We start from the raw sequence: 17,108 nt of genomic DNA on the forward strand, positions 1-17,108 counted from the left end.
TGTCTCCTCTCACAGGGGGTTATTCGTAATAGGTGTAGCCGTTGATCGAGTCGCGGTAGGCGCTCATCAGGGTCTTGCGGTCCTTGGCCTTCAGCGTGCCGGTCGAGATCGCCTCGTCCACCATCTTGCGGAAGGCGGCGACACAATCGGCCGGGTCAAATTCGACATAGGCCAGAACCTCGGAGATGGTGTCGCCTTCCTGCTCGTGCAGCAGGTCGAACCCGCCATCGGCGCGCAGATCGATGGTGACCACATTGGTGTCGCCAAAGAGGTTGTGCAGATCGCCAAGGGTTTCCTGGTAGGCCCCGACAAAGAACACGCCCATGTAATAATCGTCTTCTTCGGGCAGCGTGTGGACCGGCAGGCTGGGCGAAACGCCTTCCGCGAGTATGAAACGGCCGATCTTGCCGTCGCTGTCGCAGGTGATGTCGCTAAGCACAGCACGACGGTCAGGGACCTGGTTCAACATCTGCAATGGCACGATCGGGTGCAACTGGTCGATGGCCCAGACATCGGGCAGCGACTGGAACAGCGAGAAATTGCAGTGGTAGATATCGGCCAGCTTTTCAAGTTGGGCATCGACATCTGTTTCCCCCTCTTCCGTGGCGACGAGTGCTTTGATACGGGCCATCAGAGACAGGTAGATGCGCTCGGCCCGTGCCATCTGGCGCAGGTCGACATAGCCGCGCCGGAACAGCGCTCGCAACTCGTTGCGGTAAAAGGTGGCGTCGTTCCAGCATTCTTGCAGCCGGTCATGGCTGAGATAGCCGTGCACGGCGGCCAGATCCGACACCAGATGGTGGTCGTCGGGATGTACGTCAGGCCCGTTCGGCGCGTCATAAAGCGTGCATTCAAGGACGTTGAAGACCAGCATCGAAGAGGTCGCTACGACGGCGCGGCCGCTTTCGGTGACCAGCGTGGGATGATCCACCTCGGCCTCGTCCATCGCGTAGGCCACGGTTTCGACAACGTTGGCACAGTATTCCTCGACCGTGTAGTTGATCGAGTTCTCGGTGGCCTTTTTTTCGCCAGTGTAATCCACGCCCATGCCGCCACCGAGATCAAGATGACTGAGTGGCACGCCTTCGCGCGTGAGTTCGGTATAATACCGGCAGGCTTCGCCAACGGCGCGGCGCACGTCGTTGACGTCGGGCACCTGGCTGCCCAGATGTGAATGCTGAAGCTTCAGGCAATGCAGCAAACCGGCTGCTTTCAGCTTGTCCACCACCGACACCAGCTGATCAGTGTTCATGCCAAAAGCCGAGCGGTCGCCCGAGCTTTCTTCCCATTTGCCGCTGATCTGGTTGGTGAGCTTCACCCGCACGCCCAGCAAGGGTTCGATGCCCAGCTCGTTATAGACCTCGATCACGGTGTCGGCTTCTTTCGGGCTTTCCAGCACGACTACGGTGTTAAAGCCGATCTTGCGGCTGAGGATGGCAAGCTGGATGAACTCGGCATCCTTGACGCCGTTGCAGACGATCAGCGCCTCGCGCGCCAGACGGTGCGCCAGCGCGATGACGAGTTCAGGTTTCGAACCCGCTTCGAGCCCGTAATTGTATTTCTGTCCGAACTCGACGATCCGGTCGATCACCTGTGCCTGCTGGTTCACCTTGATCGGGAATACGCCGCGATACTGGCCGCGATATCCGGTGCGCGCGATGGCCTCGGCAAAGCTTTCGTTGATATGGGCAATCTCGTTTTCCAGATATGAACTGATCCGAAGCAGCATCGGTGCCCGGATGCCACGTTGATCAAGATCGTGCAGAATGCCCGGCAGGCTGATGGCGGCCGCATCGGGGGCAAGGGGATTTCGAAGGCCGATCTCGCCGTCCTCAGTCACCTCTATGAGACCTTTGCCCCATTTTTCCACGCCATAAACGGAATGCGGTGCGTCAGACGTCTGTTTCAATCAACCATGTCCCCTGTGGTTTGAAGCCTGTGGATGTGCGCCGCCCTTTACGGGAGGTGTTCGATTCGTCCAAGCGTAAACTCTTACAGTATCGGATTTAAACTGCGGTCTAACGTCTTTTTCCACCTATCTCGCCGCAGCACATATATCTGCACAATCTGGCCGCCGCTGAAGGAACCTTGATTGAAACCCTGCGAGACGGGAATGTCAAATTGCCCTGTTGCCCCTTGAAGTCGTGCTGCAGGGGCCTGTCGCGACCGGGATTTGTGTTCTGGCGGATGGGGTCAGGAAGGCGGTCATATCGGTAATGTGAAGAAAACTTAATTGTAAGGACAGGTCCCGATCAGCCGTGGGCGCCATATATCCGTTGTGCTGGGAAATCGTCGTAGAAGGCAGAACGGGCATGAAAGCAAACACCAAATTCATTGCGGCCATCGTTGCCACCGCCGTATGCGTAACAGCGGTCACGCAATCGGCCGGTGCTGCGCTGCATCAGAAGGATCAGGAGAACCCGGCACTCGAAATCAAAACCAGCGCCGCCATTCTGCCCGATGTCCAGAAAGCAGTCTGGGTCGCAAGCTTTCAAGAGTGATACGGACAAGCCGGCTGGCGTGGGTTTGATAACGTTCTTGATGCCGTTACGCGATCTGACAAGTGCTCAGGGCAGAGCGACCAAATGTCGGTAACAGGCTCCGGTTCCTCTGCGACTGAACCAAGACTTGCGGAGGGAGGCGCCCTGCGTGTTTCAGGGAGGGCGCGCAGGGCGGTTTGCCGGTCGGATAGAATCCGGCAAAGATGATCATTTATGCGGTTCGAGATCCCGCAAAAGGTTCTGGAGAGATCGGAAAAGACCTATTCCCGCCCCGTCCGGGGCAGCATCAAGAGCGCTTTCGACGTCTTTTACAAGAATGCCGATCGTGTTGTCGTCTTGATATCCGTCCTGTGCGAATTCGATCTTTTGGAACCCGGAAGCGAACCAGTTCTGGCCCGAGCTTGTATGGATGAGGTTCAACAATTTGTGCTGGTCCAGCCCGGCTTGGTGTGCCCAGTCCAGAACCAGCCGTGTGATCGCCGTGTTTGAGGCCGCCAGAAGGTTGTTGAGAACCTTGGCCTGCATCCCCATGCCGTATGGCCCCATACGGTGATAATACCTACCCATGGCGTCAAACAACGGCTGCGCTGCGTCCAGATCCCCAACGTTACCGCCCAGCATAAATGACAACCGCGCCTCTTGCGCGGCGATCTGCGCCCCCGACATCGGCGCGTCGATCAGGCTGATCCTGTCGGGAACCCGCTCGCGCAATTCACGCACGTATCGAGGAGAGAGCGTCGAGCACAGGATGATCCGGCGCAGACCGGGTGCATCGACAAAACCCTGAGACTCAAACAGAACATCCTCAGTTTGCGGTACGTCCCGAACAACAGTCAGCAAGGTGTGCAAACCCTGCCCAAACGCGGTCGCGTCATTGGTAACAAAAGGCTGCAACACCCCGAACTCGGCCGGATCACGGATATCGAATCCCCGGGCGTCAAAGCCAGCGCGGCGCAAGGCGGCGAGCATCGGAGCGCCCATGCGGCCGCAACCGGCCAGACCGATCATTTGACGATCTCTTCGTCCCTCACGAACATGTTGGCCCAGGCCCGGTCGATCAGTTCTGGCGACATTTGATAGGGAATACCCTCGAACTCGCAGATGGCAATCATCTGGTCGATCAAAAAGATCGGTTGATAGTTCGCATAGATGTTGTTGATCGTCGGATACTTGACCTTGAGCAGATGAACCAGCGCCGACTCATCCAGTGGCATGCCGCGCTTGCGGGCAACCATGGCAAAGATCTTCAGGAAATTCTCCTGGTTCGGGCCATCGATCTTGATCTTGAAGAAGATCCGGCGCAAGGCCGCCATGTCGAAGATTTCATTCGGGTGAAAGTTGGTTGAAAAGATCACCAGCGTGTCGAAGGGAACTTCGAATTTTTCACCGGATTGCAGGCCGAGAATATCTTTGTTTTCTTCAAGCGGTACGATCCAGCGGTTGACCAACGCCTGCGGCGGTTCGGTTTGGCGGCCAAGGTCGTCGACGATAAAGATACCCCCGGTCGATTTCAGCTGAAGCGGCGCCTGATAGGTGCGCGCAGTTGGGTTATAGACCAGATCCAGCATGCTGAGCGACAGTTCACCGCCGGTAATCACCGTCGGTCTTTCGCACATCACATAACGGGTGTCGAAACGCTTGCGGCGGCGCAGGCTGTTAGGATCGTCCGTTTCCTGTTCGATCAGGTTGTGCACGATCGGGTCATAGACCGTGATCACCTGACCGGCATATTCTATGGCGCGGGGAACATAGACATGATCGCCTAAGGCATCGCGAATACCGTTTGAGATGGAGGACTTACCGTTGCCCGGGGGGCCATACATCAGGATCGACCTGCCGGCGCTGACCGCAGGGCCAAGGTGATCCAGCAAACTGTCTGGCAAAACCAGATGCCCCATCGCGTTGACGAGCTGTTCCCGGGTCACTTGAATATTGCGAATCGACTGGCGCTTGACCTGTTCGCGATAAACGTCCAGCGGCACCGGCATCGCACCGAAATACTCCGACTGGCTGAGTGCATCCAGCGCCCGTGCCTTGCCGGCGTCGGTCAACTGGTACCCCATCTCGTTGCCGGCATTGGCGACGAGGGTGCCGGTTGCTTCCAGCAATTTCTGCTCTCGTGCAATATCCACCAGTTCCTGGGTCACGGACCCCGGCAGGCAAATGGCCTCGGCAATCTCGGTGACCATGTTGACGTTTTTGCGGAAGATGGTCTTGAGAAGAATGTCCCGCATCATGACCAGTGGAAGTTTCATTTCCGCCAGCCCCTTGGGGGGCGGTGGGGCCATAACGGTGGTGGTCTGCATGTTCATGAGCGGTGCTCGTTCGTTCAGATTCGCCGGTATTGTTTCGCGGGTGGAACCGCACGGGGTAAAACTGGCCCAGCAATGTGGCAGCACAAAGGCAGAGCCGGGGCGTGTCGATGATCACTCACGCCCCATAAATCGTTCCCAGAATCAAGTAAATGGACAGGCTTCCGGCCAGAGTCAGCCCCATGGGAAAGAGCTTGCCCGCCTCCCAGCTTTTCCATTCGGGCGCGATACGCCGCAGGGCTGTGTATTTGGCCAGTCGGTGGGTAAAGAATGCCCCCAGCAAACCTGCCGCCAGAATGGCCAGAACCAGCCTGATATCTGAGGTCCAGACAAACGGGGCTGCGACAGCGGCGAACTTGGCGTCACCAGCCCCGACCGCTCCGCCCGCGTTCAGAAGGAAACCGATCAGCAACACGACCGGCAGATGGAGAAGTTGCCAGACATAGACGGGTAGCGAGAATGTAAATGGACCAACTGTGCCGGTCGGCCAATCACCAGACCACAGGGGGAGGGCGATGAGACCAACGACGATAAAGATCCCGCATAGCGCCGTATTCGCCTGGTTCTTGATCTTCATCTCGCGCAGATCGGTAAAGGCAACGTACAGGCAAACCGGCAGCACAAATGGCAAGAACCATAATGCTGCCGTTGATGGAATTTCCATTGCTCAGGCGCTCTCCAAAGCGTCCAGCGATCTTACAGCTTCTTCAAAGTGTTGCGGATGCGTTGAGATTGCGTCGCGCAGCAGGGTTTTGCCGGTTTCCACGTCACCCTGCTTGATTGCTGACAGGGCCATCGTGTGCAGCAGGGTTGCCCGCTCGACCTGATCCATTGGAACGACGGGGAGGGCATAGTTGCGCTGCGCACCACGCGCCAGAACCAGATTGTTCTTGGCGGTGAACAGGGATTTATCGTGCTTGATCGCCTCGTTGAACAGGCGTTCTGCTTCGGCATATTGGCCGCGCGTCAACTTGGAGTATCCCCAGTTGTTCATCACCCCGGCCGGACGTGTCGTCAGCCCGATAGCGGTTTCATAAAACGAGTCCGCGCGTTTCCAGTCCTTGTTCGCGTCGGCCACCATCGCCTCAAGACGGTAGCGGCTGAAAGTTTCATGCGTCGGCGGGATCGAGTCCAAAGTGCTTTCCGCTTTGGCCCAGTCGCCAGAACGGATCAAAGCGTCGGCGTAGCTGACCTTGTCTTCGGTGGTCGACCCGTTCATCTTCACCAGTTTGGACCAAGCGGCAGCGGCTTCGGTGCTGCGTTTTGCACGACCCAAGGAATAGGCGAGACCGCGTTGCAGGTCAGCGCGGTCGGGATTGGCCGCCGATGCCCGCTGAAAATATGCGACCGCCTCATTCGGGTCTGCGACGCTCAACATGACGTCGTTGAGGTTGGTTTCGTCGATGACATTGATGTCCTGCAGGGTCTTGTCGACGGTTTCCTCGCCTTTATCTGCGCAGGCTGCCAGCGTCAGCCCGCATGCAAGCATGCTTGGAATCAGGATGGAGTGGCGCATTTTTTGCGTCCCTTACTGCTCTTGCCTCGATCATGGCGTTCTGCGCAGGACAAAGTCGCCCTGTCCCCGCTGCACCAGCTTGAATTCTTCTTTTTCGGAGATGGTAACAGGATTTTCCATTTTTGCGAGAGCTAACTGTAAATTGTCGCGTATTGCGTCACTTTCGCCATTGTCCAGCGCATAAGCCTTCTTGAACACCAATGCGGCCTCGGGATACTGTCGGGTTTCCACCAGAACTACACCAAGGTTGTTCCAGGCCTCAGGCCAGTCCGGGGCCTCTTCGACCGCTCGCCTGAGCAGTTTCTCGGATTGTCCGAGACGCCCCAACCCCAGATTGGCCGTACCCATGCCGGTTACGATCTCGGTTGTCATCCCTTCCTTCAGGGCCGCACGGGAAAAGGCGTTCAGGGCCAATTCGTATTCACCGGATTCCATAAGACGATGCGCCACGATCAGAGGTTCTACCTCTTCGCCCCATGGATCAAAACCGGGTGGGTAAGGTGTGTCGGGCAGGCTATTGGACGCGCAAGCGGTCATCGCTGTCAAAATGGCGATGACCGCTAACTTTCTGCATAGAGATCTGGGCCCGCCCACGCCCGGTTTGAACATTTTCAGTTGCCTGCGCCGATGTTTTTCAGATTCGCGATGCCTTGAGCCGAAGGGCCGACCAGAATGACCAACAGCGGCGGAACCGTCAGCATCATTGTGGCAAGGGTCATTTTCGTTGGCAACTTGTTTGCGGCCTCTTCGGCGCGCATGACGCGTTTGTCGCGCATTTCATCGGCATAAACGCGCAGGGCTTCCGCGATCGAAGTGCCAAAGGTCGCCGATTGGATCATCACCGTAACGAAGGACGATACGTCTTGAACCCCGCAACGTGTGCCCATGTCCCTGAGAACCCTGTCCTTTTCCTTTCCCGCCTTCAATTCGTGGGCGACAATCTCGAACTCTTCGGCAATCTCAGGGTAGGAGACGTGCATCTCTGCTGCGACACGGACAATCGCCTGATCAAGCGACTGACCCGCTTCGACGCAGACCAGCATCATGTCCAGCGCGTCCGGAAATCCGGAGGTTATATTCTCTTTGCGGGTCGCGACCCGGCGGGTGATCCAGTATTTCGGCAAGAAGTAACCGATGAACCCAGGGGTGAGAAGGCGGATGGCTATCTGTTGCCCGCTGAATTCCTGCCCGCTTGCCAAAACGGTGACAAACAGTGTTCCGATTAGTAACCCAAGAATTCCTAACGCAAATTGTGCGAAATGGAAGAATCGTACAGAGTCCTTCGAACGATAACCAGCCTGACGCAGCTTGAGTTGGATCGCGGATAACTCTTCGGCGTCTTTCGGCTCCAGGAATCCCGCGAATTTTTCAAGCTGTTCGTTGCGGCCAGCTTGGCGCAGTTGATCTTTTTTTCCTTTTGGAGGCGCCTTAGGTGCGGTGTCGCGCTTGAGTTTGTTGAGGGGGTCTTCTTTCTGGTTCAAAAGAACCGGAACCGTCAGAAGGATCATGAACAACCCGAGCACGCCAACTGCGATCAGAGGGCCGAACTCACCAAGGTGCTCGGTCAGCAGGTCATTGATCTTGGTCAGGAATTCCATGTCGGCCCCTTACACTTTGATGTTCGTCAGCGCGCGCATAACGAACAGGTTGAGCGTCAGCATGATGCCGACGAAGAAACATGCCGGAATGAACCAAGGGTGATCGAGAACCACGTCATAGTAGTGCGGGTCCTTCACCATGATGAACATCAGGCAGAACAACGGAAACGCCGACAAGAACTTGCCGGACCATTGCGCTTCGGCTGTGATCGCCTTGACCCGCCGAAACAGGCGGAACCGCGCGCGGATTACTTTTGCCAGACCAGCAAGAATTTCGGCTAGGTTACCGCCGGATTGCTGCTGAATTGAGACAGCGACGGCAAGAAAGCGGAGATCCTGCATGTCGAGGCGCTGTGCCATTTCCTTGAGGGCTTCGCCAACGTCGCGGCCATATGCGCTTTCATCCGCGATGATGCCGAACTCGGTGGCGATCGGGTCGCCGACCTCTTTTGCGACGATCTGGATGGCCGATACAAAGGGGTGGCCCACGCGCAGCGACCGAACCATCAGCTCAACCGCGTCGGGCAGTTGCTCTTCGATGAGGTTCATGCGTTTCTTGGCCTTGTGGTTGACCCACAAGTAGACCCCACCCACTCCGAAGACGACCGATATGGCGGCGCGAACCGGTGTTTCAGTGTTGGTCCCGACGCTGAGTGCTACAAAAGCGAATGCCGACACAAAGACCATGATCATGATCAGCTGCGTGGGCGTGAACGCGATTGCAGCTTTCTGCGCCTTCTCGGACAAAAGGGAATAGAGCGGAATGGACTTGGTCTTCATGTGCTGCTGCATTTCCTTGCGCAGCTGCTCAAGTACCTGTTCGCGCCCTTGCCCCTTGTCGAGCATCTCCAACCGGCGGTTCACGCGGCTGTTCTGACTGATCGACTTGCCAAAGGCCACCAAGTACAGACCTTCAACCAAAAACAGGACGCCTATGAATATGGCGCCATAAATGAACGGCTCCAGGCTGAGTTGCATGGCGTGATCCTCACATCGTGGTTGGGTCGTAGATGGACGGCGGCAGATCAAAGCCCCAAAGGCGGAACCGCTCGGAAAAGTGACTGCGCACGCCCGTTGCCGTGAAATGTCCGATAATCTTGTTCTCGGGCGTTAACCCGACACGCTGAAAGCGGAAAATCTCCTGCATCGAGATCACATCGCCTTCCATACCGGTAATTTCTGTGATCGACGTCATCCGGCGCGAGCCGTCCTGCAAACGGCTGGCCTGTACGATCAGGTTCACGGCTGAGGCGATTTGGCTGCGAACCGCCTTGATCGGCATCTCGATTCCTGCCATGGCGATCATGTTTTCCAAACGCGAAACCGCATCACGGGCAGAGTTGGCATGGATTGTCGTCATCGAACCGTCGTGACCGGTGTTCATGGCCTGCAACATGTCGATCACCTCGGCGCCGCGCGTTTCACCGACGATAATTCGGTCGGGACGCATACGCAGGGCGTTTTTCAGGCAGTCCCGCGGGCTGACCTCACCTTTGCCTTCGACGTTGGGCGGGCGGCTTTCCATTCGGCCCACATGGGTCTGCTGCAGCTGAAGTTCCGCCGTGTCCTCGATAGTCAGGATACGTTCAGAATTGTCGATGAAGCTGGAGAGCGCATTGAGCGTGGTGGTTTTACCCGAACCTGTACCACCCGATACGATCACGTTCAGACGGGTGGCGACCGCTGCCTGCAGATAGGCCGCCATTTCTTCGGTAAAAGCACCGAAAGTCACTAGATCGTCGATGTTCAGCTTGTCTTTCTTGAATTTCCGGATGGAAACCAGCGACCCGTCAACCGCAATTGGCGGGACCATCGCATTGAAACGCGAACCATCGGCAAGACGGGCGTCAACATAGGGGTTAGATTCATCGACGCGACGACCCACGGCGGACACGATTTTGTCGATAATCCGCATCAGGTGTTTTTCGTCTTTGAACGAGATGTCGCTCAACTCAAGCTTGCCGAACCGTTCGACAAAAACTTGCTGAGGGCCGTTCACCAGAATATCGCTGATTGAATCATCCTGCAAAAGCGTCTCGAGTGGGCCAAGCCCTTTGACTTCGTCATACAGTTCCTTGTTCAGTTGCGCCCGGTCCTCGCGATTGAGAACGACGCTCTGTTGTTCCAGGATTTCGCTGGCAATCGAGCTGATTTCGGTTCGCAATTCTGCTTCCGAGGCGCGTTCAAGCGCGGCAAGGTTCAGGTTTTCCAGCAACTCGCGGTGAAGCTCAATCTTGAGCTCACCCAACCGTTCCTTGCGCTTTCGATCCCGATCAGAGCTCCCGGCGACCGCCGGGCGCAATTGAACGGGTTTCCGCATCGATGCTTTTGGCGCAGCCTCGGACTTTTGGGTTTCGGTTGATGTATTGGGGTTTTGCTCTTTCGCACTGACCGGCACAGCTCCCGGTTGCTTTTTGTACCTGGAAAACACAGCGGATCCCCCTCAGGTTGCTATCAGGCGGCTTCTGCGTCGTTGCTGCCCAGGGCATGCAACGATTCGGCCAGTTTCGAGATTTCCTTGCGCAGCGGATTCTTCGCCGCTGATGAGGCGAGCGGCAGCCCATGATCGCCGCCCTGCATGACCGGCTTGCCACCGTCAGGCAATTGCAGGTCGATGGAGATGCCCAGGCTTTCGCCCATACGTTTGACACGGCTTTTGCCGGTCAGATCCGTGAATTTCGGGGCGCGGTTCAAGGCAAATCGCAGTTTGTTGAATGGCAGATCCTCGGATTGCAGGGCGCGTTTCAGGCGCAAAGCGTTCTGCGCCGACCGCATGTCCAGCTCGATCAATGCAAAATAGACGTGCGCGGCCTGCAAGACAGTTTCCGACCAGTGGACCAGGGTGGTCGGCATATCCACGACCACATAGTCAAAATGTGCGCGCGCAATGTTGATGACACGCTGAACGTCTTCCTGCGTGATGATGTCGAGCGGAACCAGATCAGCAGGAGCGGTCAGGACCTGTAGCTTGTCTTCATAGGTCTGAAGCGCCTGACCAAAGGCGTCTTCATCCATTGACGCAGTGTCGGAAAGCATCTCGAACACCGCTTCACGACGGGGAAGGTCGAGATAGGTCGAGACAGTGCCAAATTGCAGATCGAGATCCAGAAGACATACGCTCGGCGCATCTTTTTTGGATACGTTGGCCAACTCCCAGGCCAGATTAACTGCCAGCGTAGTCGCACCGACACCGCCCGCCAGACCGTGAACAACCAGAAGAGCGCCTTCTTTCGAGTCTTGAGCGTCCAGTTGCGGCGATGAACCTTGCGCCACGAGCTTGGGCTCGGGCTTTCTGATTCTGGTTATCGCCTCCTGGAGTTCGTTTTCGGGCAGGGGGTAGGGGACAAACTCGTCGGCGCCTTGCCGCAAAAGCTTGTGAAGAGCAGCCGGTGTCACATCTTCGGCGATCAGGATGACCTTGATGCTGCGCGACTTGGCCAGAACGATGATCTCGCTCAACCGGTCAAGGTCGTTTTCGTCGTCGCCGTCAATGGCGAGCGCAATGAATTCAAGCGTTTCGGCCTCGGGTTGTTCGAGAAAGGCAAAGGCTTCGGAAAAGCCAAGATCGCCCCAGCTTTCGCCCATTACCACTTCCATGTCTTCGATAAGCAGATCGAAATTCTGAACATCGCGGCTGACGGTGCAGGCCCGGAGCGTGTTTTCCTCGGAATGCGGCGAATCGCTGCTCATCAATAAGATCCTTTGTTGCGTGAGCGCAGGTCAGAGGATCAGCATTGCGCCTAGTCTGGCCTGAGATCGCCCGATTGCGGTCGAATCCGCCCGCAGATCACATATTGATGACAAGATTGCTGTGAAGTTGGGCGAGATTGGGGCCGAAACGAATTAATTGTAGGGAATTGGGCGACTATGTCGCCCAATGCCAATTATTGTCCCGCCTCAATGGCACCGGTATAGCTACCAGTGCGCAGCGGGGATGGCGGTACAGCGCTGCTGATGTATTCACGGTACACGATCCTGGCGTATTTGCCGTCCAGAACGTTTGCGTGCCGACTGACGAACCCGGATACTTCAGTTACCGTGCGACGGTTGCGGCGGTCACGATCCGTTGTCTGCACGAGCGGCTGAGTTTCGCCATAAGAAACAACGGCCTCAAGACGTGAGCGCGAGATGCCCTGCCGCGCAAAGAAATTGACGGCAGCTTGCGCACGACGCAGGCCCAGGCTGTTGTTGTAAGAGGGCGATCCAACCAGATCAGTGTGACCATAGACCCGGAAGCGAACTTCGGGGAACTGTTTGATCCAATCTGCCTGTTGCAGCAGGATTTGCTGCGCTGTTGCGTCCAGTTGGGCGCTGTCAAAGGCAAAGTTGATCTGATTCGGCACTTCTTGCGCAAACCGCTCGGCCAGGATCTGACCATAGCTGCGTTCGCCGTTCATGACCTGAACGTTGTTAAGTGTCGCGTTTCCGAATGTGCCGGTGTCGACATCATACCCCGCTTCGCGTCCGCAGGCTGCGACGGCCAGCATCAGACCCAGGGTGAGTACCTTGTTTTGCATTGGTCCCATCCTTCCAATCAATCCAGAACGTAGCCGTAAGAGCCGGTGAAATCCTGCTTGGCGACCTCCGAAGCCGCGCCACTACCGGGGCGCTCGGTGCGCGTGGTAAGACCGTTCAGGAACAGGTCGGCCTCGCTCGGCGGTTTGACACGGTCGGTTGGCAGGGTCAGCGCCTCACCAATCGTCGGCGACACCAGATGTGCGGTCACGATAATGACCAGCTCGGTCTGGTTCCGCTGATAACTGGTGCTGCGGAACAGTGTGCCAAGCACAGGCACATCGCCAAGCCAGGGCAATTGCGTGTTGCTGTCCTGGAAATCATCAGAAATCAGGCCGGCAATTGCAAAGCTTTCACCGTCACGCAGCTCCACAGTGGTTGCGGTTTCGCGCTTGATGAAAGACTGGATATTGAAGCCGCTGATCGTGATCGAGTTGTTCGGATCCAGTGCCGAGACACCGGCCACCATCTCGAGGTTGATCAGATCGCCATCCACGACGCGCGGAACAAACTTCATCTCGACGCCAAACGGTCTGTATTCGATCGTTGTCACGCCCTCTTCCTGCTGAACCGGGATCGGATACTCGCCACCCGCAAGGAAGTTGGCCTCTTGCCCCGACAGCGCCGAAAGATTCGGTTCTGCCAGCGTGCGCACGGCCCCTTTCTGTTCCAGTGCTTCGATCAGCAGGCGGACCTGGGTCGATCCCGCGCCAAAGCCGAACAGGAAGGCTCCGCTGTTGGTTTGCGATGCTGGAATTTGGTTTCCAAGACCTGGGGTCAGGTTCCCCAATGCCAGGTTCAGTGCACCGGCCGTGTTCAGCGTGCCGGTACCCGCAGCTACATCCGTGCCACCAATGCCCCAGGAAGCTCCCAGTGCCTTTGACACCGAACGTTGCATCTCGGCAAAGCGGACTTTCAGCATCACCTGCTGTACGCCACCCACGCTCATCAGGTTGGAAACCCGTTCCGGGGCGTAACGTTCCGCCAACTCAAGCGCACGGGCCAGCTTGGCCGAGCTTGAAATCGTGCCGGACAGGACGATACCGTCATTGGCCGTCCGCACCTCGATTCGCTCTCCGGGCAGGATCTGCTGCAGACGCTCTTTGAACTCGGTGACATCCGGTGCAACCCGAACCTTGACGTTCGTGATCAGGTTGCCACCGCCATCGAACAGCGACAGGGTTGTCAGGCCGGGCGATTTGCCGAGCACGTATATAGTGCGGTCCGACAGTGACGAAATATCCGCAATGCCGGCATTCGCGATGCTGAGCTCGGCGAATGGCTGTTCGCTTTCAACTACGATTGCGCGGTTCATCGGAACGTCCAGCGTTTCCGCCGTGCCGTTCTTGACTACGCGTAGGTCTTGCGCCCACGCGGATGTGCCGACGGGGGTCAAAACTATTGCCAGCCCCAGCAGGGCCGGTTTGATCCAGGAACTAATTTTCATGTGACCTGCCTTTCCGATCACGCCTCGTTTCGGGTCTTATGCCCATGCTTTTCAGTTACTGTGCGTGAGTTCCGGTTTTATTGCAATAATCAATGGTTTCCGGAGTTTTCTTTATGTGGGGAATCGGCAACAACCAAAACGCGAAGGCCGCGCAACTGCGCGGCCTCCATCTGTTAACTTTTTGAAATTCTGTCAGTTTGTGCAGGGAATCTCTATGACGACAATCTCGGCGCCGCGCCGGTTTCGAACCGTGCAGACTTCTTCTTGAACGACTTCCGGTGCTGCCTCGATTTCACCAAGTCCCAGAAGAGTTCGCTGATTGACCTCGACCGACGCCGTTACCGTCTCGTCGCCGGCGCCAACCAGTGCCAGGGACATGCTGCCGGTATTCTGGGCCTGTGCAAGCGAAGCGATCTGTTCAGGTGTCGCGGCGACTGTGACGGTACGTGCAATCGTCGCCCCGGTCAGATCCTTCCCGGCGGTTTGGTCGACGGCGATGACCTGGATGTTGGCTTGGATCAGTCGGGTTATTTCACCGCGCCCGCCTTCTACCGAATCGACGTTTCGTCCGGTCCAGTAAACGTCCACGTTGTCACCCGGTCGCAGAAACCCCGACACGCCCGAAGCCACGTCCACGCGAATCGCAAAAGCGCGCATTCCCCTGGAAAGTTGCGACGTCAGCCCTGCATCCTCGCCGGGATTGGTCACTTTTACGGCCATGATGGCCTCGTCCTTTTCCATCGCGCGCAACACATAGCGATTGTCGGATTCGTCTGCTGGGAACAGAGAGGCGGGATCAGTAAAGGTGCCCTCGGGAATGGCATTTTCCGGCCACTTGACGATACGAACGTCGTCCTTTTTCAATTGCTGTCCATACTTCAGCGCCTTGTTTGCAACGATGACTTCCACAGTTGGAACAATCAGTGCGCGCGCCTGCCGTTCTTTAGCCAATTCAGCCTGGTATGCTGTGATATAATTCTTGGCCAACATGACTGCGCCACCGGCCAGCGCCACACCAACGATAAGGACAAGCCCGAAGACGACCCTCATATCTGCACCTCTTATTCGCTTATTCGGGAATGCAGTGTCAGCACACCCCTGCTGCTATTGAAGAACGGTAAATGGTAATTGTGTCGAAAACAGGGACAAAATCTGTGGGATTTCAATTTGTCCCGAATTCGGAACTAGCCTGTCTGACGTGCAGATCGCTTGTTTTTATTGGACCGGATTTAGGCCGGTGCTGACTTGTTCGTCAGAAAGTGCCTGGCCAATTTTTTCACCCACTGTACCGGTCGGTCCGGTGACTGCGGAAAAGGCGATGGCCGCCAGCGCGACAACGGCAGCAGTCAAAACGACCCAGTCGACTGTCACGGCTCCGTCTTCGCCGGATACGAATTCAGTAAGCTTTGTGAACACGATGCCCTCTCGCTACGCTAATAGTAATTGCCTTCGTATCCGGGACGCAGTCTCGCGACATGGGAATTTGAAAGTTTCGGCTTATGGATTTGTGGCGCCACCACCGCTGATACCGCCCGTGGTTACGCTGATAGATGAGAGCGCACCGCCAATTCTTTCACCAACGGTTCCGGTGGGTCCGGTAACCGCGGAATAGGCAATGGCGGCCAGGGCTACAACTGCGGCTGTTAGGACAACCCAGTCGACAGTTACGGCTCCATCTTCGGAGGATTTGAATTTCTCGAGAACGGCAAACATGATGCCACCTCTTGCTTGACTGAAAAAGGCCGCACCTTGGCTGACGAGGCGCGGCCTTGAATTTCTAAGTCAGGCTGATTTCAGCTTACGGCGTGGTGCCGGCGCCGCCACCGCTGATACCACCGGTATTGACCGAAACGCTGGACAGCGCGGTGCTGATGTTGCCGGCGATGGTGCTGGTGCCTGCGGAGATCTGGTTGTATGCGATTGCGGCCAAAGCAACCACGGCTGCGGTCAGCACAACCCAGTCAACGGTTACGGCGCCGTCTTCGTCTTTGCGGAAGTTCTTGATGAACTTGATCATGTCATGTCCCTCCTAAGGATCAAACTAAAACTACCTCGGCGTCGTCTTAGAACCACCTCTCATCGGTTCATGTCCGTCGCGGTATGGGAATAGTTTTGCCCTTGGCCCGTGGCAGGAATTGGGCCAAATCGCGAAATTTTCGCCCAGAGGTTAACTTTTCGATCATTTTTCTCATAAGGCATTGAAAGTAAATATAAAAAATATGTCGCCAACTGGTTGAGTCCCTGAGGTGCGATGCAATTTGGTATCAATTTGGGCAAAACCGCCCCAATTCATTGCGAAATTCTGGCTTTGACGGCAGGATTCGGCGACAAAACTCAGAAAAACAATACATGAGGCAGGCAGATGAACCTCCGGAAAGCAAGAATATGCGCCGGCGCGTTAGCGATTCTGGCCTTTGGCGCTGTTATGGGGCATGCAAACGAGCCCGCCGCAGGTGGCGCGCTGAAAAGAATAAAGGCGCCGCTCCCCGGATCGCGGCCCAAGGTGACCGTGCAGATAACACCCGAAGAACATGCCGCGCGTCCCTTTGCCAAAAGTACCGGCGGGACATTGGATATTCCCACCGTCATCGCACGGGCCGAACCAGCACCCGACGTTAAACCGCCCAGCAAGGCGGGGCGCTATAACCGGTTTTGGGAAAAGGTTTCTCCGGACATCGCCAAGGCGGGTGCTGGGCGGTTGGACGAGGCGTTTCGCGCGCTCACCAGCATTGGCGTCGGCGGGCCGCGCCTGCAGGCGCTGCAGGACATAGCAAGAGAGCGCGGCATCGATATCCTGCGCTCGACCGTCGGTACCAATGTCTCACCCGCACTTGTTCTGGCGGTGATATCGGTCGAATCCGCCGGTCGCGCCGATGCGGTCAGTTCAGCGGGGGCGCAGGGGCTGATGCAGCTCATGCCTGCGACGGCCAAGCGGTTCGGGGTCAGCGACAGTCTTGTACCGGGTCAGAACATCGCCGGCGGGGTGAAATATCTGAACTGGCTGATGAACGAGTTCGGCAACGACCCGATTCTGGTGCTGGCCGGGTATAACGCGGGCGAAGGCGCAGTACGCAAACACCAGGGCGTGCCGCCCTATGCCGAAACACGAGACTATGTTCCCAAGGTGCTGGCGGCATTCCAGATCGCGCGCGGTCTTTGTTCGACGCCGCCCGAACTTATCTCGGACGGCTGCGTCTTTGCCGCCATGCAATGAAAAAG

Annotated in this window: 18 protein-coding genes; 2 read left to right on the top strand and 16 right to left on the bottom strand. The window is 56.8% G+C overall.

From position 1 onward, the window contains the following. Positions 1–19: 19 nt before the first annotated feature. Entirely contained in the window at positions 20–1,909 is a 1,890-nt protein-coding gene (gene speA / locus AC2FLX_RS01960) for a biosynthetic arginine decarboxylase (RefSeq protein ID WP_496810805.1), read from the bottom strand. Between the two features lie 403 nt (positions 1,910–2,312). On the opposite strand from speA, the gene AC2FLX_RS01965 reads away from it, so the two are divergent. After that, positions 2,313–2,501 (top strand): hypothetical protein, encoded by a 189-nt coding sequence (locus AC2FLX_RS01965; protein WP_496810804.1) that lies wholly within the window; start codon positions 2,313–2,315, stop codon positions 2,499–2,501. A gap of 207 nt (positions 2,502–2,708) precedes the next feature. On the opposite strand, the gene AC2FLX_RS01970 is transcribed toward AC2FLX_RS01965, so the two are convergent. The 15 genes from AC2FLX_RS01970 to AC2FLX_RS02040 form a co-directional block, all read right to left on the bottom strand. Beyond that, complete coding sequence (locus AC2FLX_RS01970; RefSeq protein WP_496810803.1) at positions 2,709–3,509, bottom strand: NAD(P)-dependent oxidoreductase; 801 nt, start codon at positions 3,507–3,509, stop codon at positions 2,709–2,711. Further along, complete coding sequence (locus tag AC2FLX_RS01975) at positions 3,506–4,813, bottom strand: DUF8689 domain-containing protein (RefSeq protein ID WP_496744803.1); 1,308 nt, start codon at positions 4,811–4,813, stop codon at positions 3,506–3,508. Before AC2FLX_RS01975 ends, AC2FLX_RS01970 begins: the two co-directional genes overlap by 4 nt. 118 nt (positions 4,814–4,931) lie before the next feature. After that, positions 4,932–5,477 (bottom strand): prepilin peptidase, encoded by a 546-nt coding sequence (locus AC2FLX_RS01980; RefSeq protein ID WP_496810802.1) that lies wholly within the window; start codon positions 5,475–5,477, stop codon positions 4,932–4,934. 3 nt (positions 5,478–5,480) lie between these two features. After that, positions 5,481–6,329, bottom strand: a complete 849-nt coding sequence (locus AC2FLX_RS01985) for a tetratricopeptide repeat protein (RefSeq protein WP_496810801.1) — start codon at positions 6,327–6,329, stop codon at positions 5,481–5,483. 30 nt (positions 6,330–6,359) lie between these two features. Continuing rightward, the gene (locus AC2FLX_RS01990) at positions 6,360–6,866 is read right to left on the bottom strand and encodes a tetratricopeptide repeat protein (protein WP_496744800.1); all 507 of its coding nucleotides are present in this window, start codon (positions 6,864–6,866) and stop codon (positions 6,360–6,362) included. 74 nt (positions 6,867–6,940) lie between these two features. Beyond that, positions 6,941–7,927, bottom strand: a complete 987-nt coding sequence (locus AC2FLX_RS01995) for a type II secretion system F family protein (RefSeq protein WP_496744798.1) — start codon at positions 7,925–7,927, stop codon at positions 6,941–6,943. A gap of 9 nt (positions 7,928–7,936) precedes the next feature. Further along, positions 7,937–8,905 carry a type II secretion system F family protein gene (locus tag AC2FLX_RS02000; protein WP_480747758.1) on the bottom strand — a complete coding sequence of 323 codons (969 nt, stop codon included), beginning with the start codon at positions 8,903–8,905 and terminating at the stop codon, positions 7,937–7,939. Between the two features lie 10 nt (positions 8,906–8,915). Further along, entirely contained in the window at positions 8,916–10,358 is a 1,443-nt protein-coding gene (locus AC2FLX_RS02005) for a TadA family conjugal transfer-associated ATPase (protein WP_480747757.1), read from the bottom strand. Positions 10,359–10,381: 23 nt separating this feature from the next. After that, the gene (locus tag AC2FLX_RS02010) at positions 10,382–11,617 is read right to left on the bottom strand and encodes a CpaE/TadZ family protein (protein ID WP_480747756.1); all 1,236 of its coding nucleotides are present in this window, start codon (positions 11,615–11,617) and stop codon (positions 10,382–10,384) included. A 194-nt stretch (positions 11,618–11,811) separates the two neighbouring features. Continuing rightward, the gene (locus AC2FLX_RS02015; protein WP_480747755.1) at positions 11,812–12,444 is read right to left on the bottom strand and encodes an OmpA family protein; all 633 of its coding nucleotides are present in this window, start codon (positions 12,442–12,444) and stop codon (positions 11,812–11,814) included. A 17-nt stretch (positions 12,445–12,461) separates the two neighbouring features. Then, positions 12,462–13,889 (bottom strand): type II and III secretion system protein family protein, encoded by a 1,428-nt coding sequence (locus AC2FLX_RS02020; RefSeq protein ID WP_496810800.1) that lies wholly within the window; start codon positions 13,887–13,889, stop codon positions 12,462–12,464. 192 nt (positions 13,890–14,081) lie between these two features. Further along, the gene (cpaB, locus tag AC2FLX_RS02025; protein WP_480747753.1) at positions 14,082–14,939 is read right to left on the bottom strand and encodes a Flp pilus assembly protein CpaB; all 858 of its coding nucleotides are present in this window, start codon (positions 14,937–14,939) and stop codon (positions 14,082–14,084) included. Between the two features lie 165 nt (positions 14,940–15,104). Then, complete coding sequence (locus AC2FLX_RS02030; RefSeq protein WP_496810799.1) at positions 15,105–15,305, bottom strand: hypothetical protein; 201 nt, start codon at positions 15,303–15,305, stop codon at positions 15,105–15,107. An 81-nt stretch (positions 15,306–15,386) separates the two neighbouring features. Beyond that, positions 15,387–15,602 (bottom strand): hypothetical protein, encoded by a 216-nt coding sequence (locus AC2FLX_RS02035; protein WP_480747751.1) that lies wholly within the window; start codon positions 15,600–15,602, stop codon positions 15,387–15,389. A gap of 85 nt (positions 15,603–15,687) precedes the next feature. After that, positions 15,688–15,906: a hypothetical protein gene (locus AC2FLX_RS02040; RefSeq protein WP_480747750.1), complete on the bottom strand. Its 219-nt coding sequence runs from the start codon at positions 15,904–15,906 to the stop codon at positions 15,688–15,690. Between the two features lie 345 nt (positions 15,907–16,251). On the opposite strand from AC2FLX_RS02040, the gene AC2FLX_RS02045 reads away from it, so the two are divergent. Then, positions 16,252–17,103 carry a lytic transglycosylase domain-containing protein gene (locus tag AC2FLX_RS02045; RefSeq protein WP_496810798.1) on the top strand — a complete coding sequence of 284 codons (852 nt, stop codon included), beginning with the start codon at positions 16,252–16,254 and terminating at the stop codon, positions 17,101–17,103. Positions 17,104–17,108 lie beyond the last annotated feature (5 nt).

Source organism: Ruegeria sp. YKSF57 (assembly GCF_059612585.1).